General features: G+C 35.2%; 6 protein-coding genes (1 of these 6 only partly in view). All 6 read right to left on the bottom strand.

The features are described from left to right. Window positions 1-1,312 carry the 5' portion of a DNA gyrase subunit A gene (gyrA, locus tag AAG068_RS00030; protein WP_098668525.1) on the bottom strand. 1,160 nt of this gene lie to the left of the window's left edge, so only the first 1,312 of its 2,472 coding nucleotides appear in the window; the start codon lies at window positions 1,310-1,312; its stop codon lies off the left edge, out of view. 88 nt (window positions 1,313-1,400) lie between these two features. Further along, window positions 1,401-3,323 carry a DNA topoisomerase (ATP-hydrolyzing) subunit B gene (gene gyrB / locus AAG068_RS00025; RefSeq protein ID WP_342719826.1) on the bottom strand — a complete coding sequence of 641 codons (1,923 nt, stop codon included), beginning with the start codon at window positions 3,321-3,323 and terminating at the stop codon, window positions 1,401-1,403. A 38-nt stretch (window positions 3,324-3,361) separates the two neighbouring features. Then, window positions 3,362-4,489, bottom strand: a complete 1,128-nt coding sequence (gene recF, locus AAG068_RS00020) for a DNA replication/repair protein RecF (RefSeq protein ID WP_000470750.1) — start codon at window positions 4,487-4,489, stop codon at window positions 3,362-3,364. A gap of 12 nt (window positions 4,490-4,501) precedes the next feature. Beyond that, on the bottom strand, window positions 4,502-4,714 hold the full coding sequence (gene yaaA, locus AAG068_RS00015; RefSeq protein ID WP_166704362.1) for a S4 domain-containing protein YaaA: 213 nt from the start codon (window positions 4,712-4,714) through the stop codon (window positions 4,502-4,504). Between the two features lie 127 nt (window positions 4,715-4,841). Next, the gene (gene dnaN / locus AAG068_RS00010) at window positions 4,842-5,981 is read right to left on the bottom strand and encodes a DNA polymerase III subunit beta (protein WP_342716560.1); all 1,140 of its coding nucleotides are present in this window, start codon (window positions 5,979-5,981) and stop codon (window positions 4,842-4,844) included. 178 nt (window positions 5,982-6,159) lie between these two features. Beyond that, a complete protein-coding gene (dnaA, locus tag AAG068_RS00005) occupies window positions 6,160-7,500 on the bottom strand; it encodes a chromosomal replication initiator protein DnaA (protein ID WP_342716559.1) in 1,341 nt (446 codons plus the stop codon).

The following is a 7,500-nucleotide window of genomic DNA, read 5'->3' as shown; positions in this document are numbered from 1 at the left end:
GTTCTAATCCTGTTAAGCGTTGCAGACGCATATCTAAAATAGCTTGTGCTTGTTTTTCACTTAAGCCGAAACGTTCCATTAAACCTTGCTTTGCAATTTCCGCTGTTTTCGAACTACGAATTAATGTAATAACTTCATCAAGGTGATCTAAAGCAATTCGTAACCCTTCTAAAATATGAGCACGCGCTTCTGCTTTTTCTAGCTCATAAGCAGTACGTCTACGAATTACTACCTTTTGATGTTCCAAGTAATGATATAAATTTTGTTTTAAGTTCAGTACTTGTGGCTCCCCATTTACAAGAGACAGCATGTTAATACCGAAACTTGTTTGAAGTGCTGTATGTTTATATAAATTATTTAATAGTACATTGGCATTTGCATCACGACGTACTTCCATAACAATACGCATACCATTTCGATCTGATTCATCGCGTAAATCTGTAATACCTTCTATTTTCTTATCGCGAACTAATTCTGCAATTTTTTCAATTAATCGCGCCTTATTCACTTGATAAGGTAGTTCCGTTACGATAATAGATTGTTTACCATTTGACTTCTCTTCAATTTCAACTTTAGCACGAAGTATGATAGATCCGCGTCCTGTTTCATAAGCTCTACGAATACCACTTCTTCCTAAAATTAAACCTGCTGTTGGGAAATCTGGACCTGGAATGAACTCCATTAATTCTGCAATAGTAATATCAGGATTATGACTTAATGCCAATACGCCATCAATTACTTCACCAAGTTGATGTGGCGGAATATTCGTTGCCATACCAACCGCAATACCTGTCGTACCATTTACTAGTAAGTTAGGAAAACGTGCTGGCAATACAATCGGTTCTCTTTCAGAACCATCATAGTTATCTTGATAATCAATTGTATTTTTTGAAATATCACGTATTAATTCCATAGATATTTTAGACATTTTTGCTTCTGTATAACGCATTGCTGCCGCTGAATCTCCATCGACAGATCCAAAGTTACCATGCCCATCAACAAGCATATAACGTTGACTGAAATCTTGGGCCATACGTACCATCGTTTCATAAACAGCTGAATCACCATGTGGGTGATACTTACCAATTACTTCACCAACAATACGTGCTGATTTCTTATACGCTTTATCAGCCGTAATTCCTAAATCATTCATCGCATATAAAACCCTACGATGCACAGGTTTTAATCCATCACGAACATCTGGTAATGCACGAGATACGATAACACTCATTGCGTAATCTAAAAATGAGGTACGCATTTCATGGCTAATATTAATTTCTCGAATTCGTGCTTGTTGTTGATTGTCTGACATCAACGAGCACCTCCTCTTACATTTCCGTTACACATACATTGATTTATATGTAGAAGACAGGAATACTCAGATTCCTGTCATTACTCATTTAAATATCAAGGTTTTTCACGTATTTTGCATTTTCTTGGATAAAGTTACGACGTGGCTCTACTTTATCCCCCATTAAAATTTCAAATGTTTCATCTGCTTCAATTGCATCTTGAAGAGAAACTTGAAGTAATGAACGTACTTCTGGGTCCATTGTCGTCTCCCATAACTGAGTTGGATTCATTTCCCCTAGACCTTTATAACGCTGAATCCCTGGCTTAGGTTGTGCTGGTAATTCCGCTAAGATTTTTTCAAGTTCTTTATCGTTATAAGCATATTGAATTTTCTTACCTTGTTGTACTTTAAACAAAGGTGGCTGTGCGATATATATATAACCACACTCAATTATTTGACGCATATAACGATAGAAGAACGTTAATAATAGGGTACGAATATGTGCACCATCAACATCGGCATCGGTCATAATAATAACTTTATGATAGCGTGCTTTTTCGATATCGAAGTCTCCACCGATATTTGTACCGATCGCCGTAATAATTGTACGAACTTCATCATTTGATAAAATCTTATCTAAGCGTGCCTTTTCAACATTAATAATTTTACCCTTCAGCGGTAAAATCGCTTGGAAATGACGATCGCGCCCCTGTTTTGCAGATCCGCCCGCAGAGTCACCCTCTACGATATAAATTTCACTAATTGCTGGATCTTTAGAAGAACAGTCTGCCAATTTCCCTGGTAAACTTGAAACTTCTAAAGCACTCTTTCGGCGAGTTAACTCACGAGCCTTTTTAGCTGCTACACGCGCACGCGCTGCCATCGTACCTTTATCTATAATTTTACGTGCAACATTGGGATTTTCTAGTAAGAACTTTTCAAATGCCTCTGAGAATACTGACTCTGTAATTGTTCTTGCTTCACTATTTCCAAGTTTCGTCTTCGTTTGTCCTTCGAATTGTGGATTTGGATGTTTAATTGACACAATTGCTGTTAAACCTTCACGAACATCTTCACCAGTTAAATTACTATCCGCATCTTTTAAAATATTATTTTTACGACCATAATCGTTGATCACACGTGTTAGGGCAGTTTTAAATCCTACCTCATGTGTGCCACCTTCATACGTATGAATATTATTTGTAAATGAGTAAATATGATTTGTATATCCTTCGTTATATTGAAGCGCAACTTCAACCTGAATACCATCTTTTGAACCTTCTACATATACAGGTTCTTCATGAATTGGTTGTTTTGAACGATTTAAATGTTCAACATATGATTTAATTCCACCTTCATAGTGAAACTCTTTCTTTTGCTTATGCTCACGCTTATCTTCAATTGTTAATTTAATATTACGATTTAAAAATGCCAGCTCACGCATACGAGTCGCTAACGTATCAAATTCATATTCTGTCGTCTCTTTAAAAATCTCTGGGTCCGGCTTAAAGCGAGTTATTGTTCCAGTTTTATCTGTATCACCGATGACTTTTAAATCTGCAACTGGAATACCTCTTTCATACTTTTGGTAATGGATTTTCCCATCACGATGTACAAATACTTCTAGTTCTGTTGATAAGGCATTTACAACAGATGCACCAACACCATGCAAACCACCAGAAACCTTATAACCACCACCGCCAAATTTACCTCCAGCGTGAAGGACAGTCATGATAACTTCTACTGCAGGACGTCCCATTTTTTCTTGTATACCAACTGGAATACCACGTCCATTATCCGTTACAAGAATACTATTATCTTCTTCGATACTAACGTTAATTTCATCACAATACCCTGCAAGTGCTTCATCAATACTATTATCGACAATTTCCCACACAAGATGGTGGAGTCCTTTTCCACTTGTCGATCCAATATACATCCCAGGGCGTTTTCGAACTGCTTCTAGTCCTTCAAGTACCTGTATCTGACTTTCATCATACGAATTTTCTTCCAATTGTTTTTGTTCCATTGACACAAAGATCACCTACTTTTCCATTTAAACAGGGATTACGCCCTATCTATTTCACAATCTACCGTGCCGTTCGTTACATGAATTGTTTTCGCTTCTTTTAATGTTTCGTGTTCAATTCCGTCGACACTCGTCGTTGTCACAAATGTTTGCACTTTTCCTTGAATTGTATTTAACAGATGCGATTGACGATAATCATCTAATTCTGATAATACATCATCCAATAGAAGGATCGGATATTCCTTAACTTCTGAGTAAATCAATTCAATTTCAGCTAATTTTAGGGACAGTGCGGTCGTTCGTTGTTGTCCTTGCGAACCAAAGACTTGAACATTTTTACTATTAACGAAGAATTGTAAATCATCACGATGAGGACCAATTAAAGTCGTACCACGGAAAATTTCACGTTGTTTCACAGATTGAAAACTTTCATAGTATACTTCTTTTATTTTCGACAAATCCATTGATTCTGATACATCTACACTTGGTTTATAGACAATTTCTAATTCTTCTAACCCGCGGCTTATACCACGATGAATTGGAGCTGCCCATTCCTGTAGTAAATGCAAAAATTCAAAGCGCTTTTGCAATATTTTTGTACCATGTTCAATAAGTTGAAGTGTAAATACATCCAACATCGTTTCCTCATTCTTACTATTCCCTTGCATCTTTTTCAGCAAGTGATTTCGTTGTGTGAGCACCTTTTGATATTGACTCAATTCATACAAATAGACTGGAGCTATTTGGCCTAATTCCATATCTAAAAAGCGTCTTCTTACTTGAGGGCTTCCTTTTACAAGATTTAAATCTTCTGGGGCAAACATGACAACATTCATCACGCCAATATATTGACTCAATTTTTGTTGTTCAAGTTGATTTAACTTTGCCTTTTTACCTTTTTTTGAGATATTTAATTCCAAAGACAAAGAACTATTTCTCTTTTGTAATTTCCCTTTAATTTGACCGAAATCTTCATCCCAACGGATAAGCTCACGATCATTAGAGGTTCTATGAGATTTCGCCATCGCTAAAACATAAATAGCTTCCATCAAATTCGTTTTCCCTTGTGCGTTTTCACCGATAATCACATTCACTTTATCTTCAAAGGAAAGCTCTAACTTTTCATAATTGCGATAGTTTTTTAATTGTATTTCTGAAATAAACAAAGGGCTCCCCCTTTATGCATGAACTTGGAAACTTCCGCTTCCCGGTATTTCAATAATATCGTTCGCATACAATTTGCGACCTCTTCTATTTTCAAGTTCTTGATTTACGTAAACTTCATATTCTTGTAAAAACCATTTTACAGCGCCACCTGTATCAATTACATCGGCTAACTTTAAAAATTGTCCTAGTGTAATATACTCTGTTGAAATTTTAATACGTTTCATAAAATCGCTCACTTTCTGAAAGTGTTCATTCTTTCATTGTACTAAATAAACTAACATTAGGAAAGTAATACCCAAAAATCAAATAAGGGCTACTAGCACCTGAAAACTAGCAACCCTTACTTCTTACTTAGTAAGTACGAACTGGTAAAATTAATTGAATAATGGACTCATCATTTACTGTACGAATTAAGAACGGTCTCATTGCTCCAGTAAAGCTAATTTTAATTTCAGTACTATCTAAGGCTTTTAGTGCATCCATCATATATTTTGCACTAAAAGATATTTTTAACTCTTCCCCATCTACTTTTTCACATTGAACTTCTTCTACTACTTTTCCGATTTCCGGTGAATTCGAGGAAATTTCTAGCATTTCTTGTTCTAAAGTTGATAATTTTACAACATTATTACGACCATCTCTCGCTAAAAGGGATGCACGATCAATTGCTTGTAAAAATTCTTTTGTATTTACAAAAATATCTGTTTTACTCTCTGCTGGAATTAAACGAGTTGTATCAGGATAATTTCCTTCTAACAATCTTGAGAAGAATAATAAATGTTTTGTACGGAATAATACTTGATACTCGGTAATAACGATATCTACCATTTCTTCAGACTCATCTAGAATTTTGCTTAATTCATTTAAGCTTTTACCTGGAATAACAACATTCGCCTGAAATTCATCTCCAATACCTTCGATTTTTGCTTTTCGAAGAGCTAACCTGTGACTATCTGTAGCAATGCAAGTTAGTTCGCTGTTATATACCTTCCAGTTTACACCTGTCAAGATTGGTCTTGTTTCAGAAGTAGAAACTGCAAATACAGTTTGTCTGATCATATGTTTCAGTAAATCCGTTGGAACTTTAAAAACATGATGTTCTTCTATTTGTGGTAACAATGGATATTCCGCAGAATCTAAACCATTTAAATTAAACTCTGATTTTCCAGAAGTTATTTTTGTCATCCAATGATTTTCTACAGAAATTTCTACAGTTTCTTTAGGTAATTTTTTTACAATTTCACTAAAATACTTTGCTTGTAAAACAATACTTCCTGATTGTGTTACTTCTACAATTTCTTTTCCATCTTCTTCAACTGGGATAAAAGATTCAATAGAAATATCAGCATCGCTTCCTGTTAATGTAACGCCTTCCTCTGTAGCGACAACTTTAATTCCTGTAAGAATCGGAATTGTTGTACGAGAAGAAACAGCCTTCATTACATCTTGTACACTTCTTACAAGATAGTCTTTTTGTATTGTAAAACGCATAAAGAAAAACCTCCGGTAAGTATAAGATTTTATTTAATTAATAAAGATAAAAAATAGTAGTAATAGTAATAGGGCTTGTGGATATGTGGATAACCCTGTTAAACGATGTAAAAACAGTCTATCTACATGTGGATAGACTGTGCGTAAAACAAGGGAAGTTATTCACACTATTCAGCTACTACTTTAAAATATCGTTAATTTCTTCAACTTGTTTTTGTAATTGCGTATCCGTTTTAAGCAACTTAGAAATTTTTTCATGAGCATGGATAACAGTTGTATGATCACGTCCACCGAATTCTTCACCTATTTTAGGTAAGGATGAGTCTGTCAGTTCACGTGATAAATACATAGCAATTTGGCGAGGAAAGGCAACTGATTTTGTACGCTTTTTCGCCTTGAAATCTTCCAATTTTACTTGATAAACATCCCCGACAGCTTTTTGAATATCATAAATGGAGATAATCTTTGGTTTAGAATTTGGAATAATATCTTTAAGTGCCTCAGCTGCTAAATCAGCATTAATATCTTTGTTAATTAAAGATGAATAAGCTACAACTCGGATGAGTGCACCTTCTAGTTCACGAATGTTTGAATCAATTTGATTTGCAATATACAGCATGACTTCATTTGGTATATCAAGTCCTTCAGCCTTTGCTTTTTTACGTAAAATTGCGATTCGTGTTTCTAAATCTGGCGGCGTAATATCCGTAATGAGCCCCCATTCAAAGCGAGAACGAAGACGATCTTCTAAAGTTGGAATTTCTTTTGGTGGCCGATCACTGGAAATTACAATTTGTTTACTTTCTTCGTGTAATGCATTGAATGTATGGAAAAACTCTTCTTGAGTTTGTTCTTTTCCTGCTAAAAATTGAATATCATCTATCAATAAAACATCTACATTACGGTATTTATTACGGAAATCGACTGCTTTATTATCACGAATAGAATTAATGAATTCATTTGTGAATTTTTCTGATGATAAATATACAACTTTCGCATTTGGGTTATGTTCAATTACATAATGACCAATTGCATGCATTAAATGGGTCTTTCCAAGTCCAACTCCCCCATAAATAAAAAGGGGATTATATGCTTTAGCTGGTGCTTCGGCTACGGCCAATGAAGCAGCATGAGCAAAACGGTTACCAGAGCCAATAACAAATGTATCAAACGTATATTTTGGGTTTAGCATACTCTGTGGTAAATGATTGGAATCATCTTGTCCTGAATTTGGCTTAGAAGGAGGAAGATCAATCTCCTCTTCAGCTTGACTTTGGGGAATAATAAAGCGAATAGCTAATTTTGCCCCTGTTAAATCATAAAGTGTTTCCGAAATTAGCTCTGAATAATGCGATTCTAACCAATCACGGGCGAATTCATTTGGAGCCGTAATTGTTAATACGTCTTTCTTTAAATTATGTGCGGTTGTTGATTTCAACCACGTTTCATAACTTGGTTTACTGACCTTTTTTTCTAGTTCTTTTAAGGCACTGTTCCATAAATCAGAGATGTTTTCCAA

It is taken from the genome of Bacillus paramycoides, assembly GCF_038971285.1.
In the GTDB taxonomy this organism is placed as follows: Bacteria; Bacillota; Bacilli; order Bacillales; family Bacillaceae_G; genus Bacillus_A.
The sequence above is the reverse complement of the archived record's forward strand: the minus strand, read 5'-3'. Positions and strand labels throughout refer to the sequence as shown.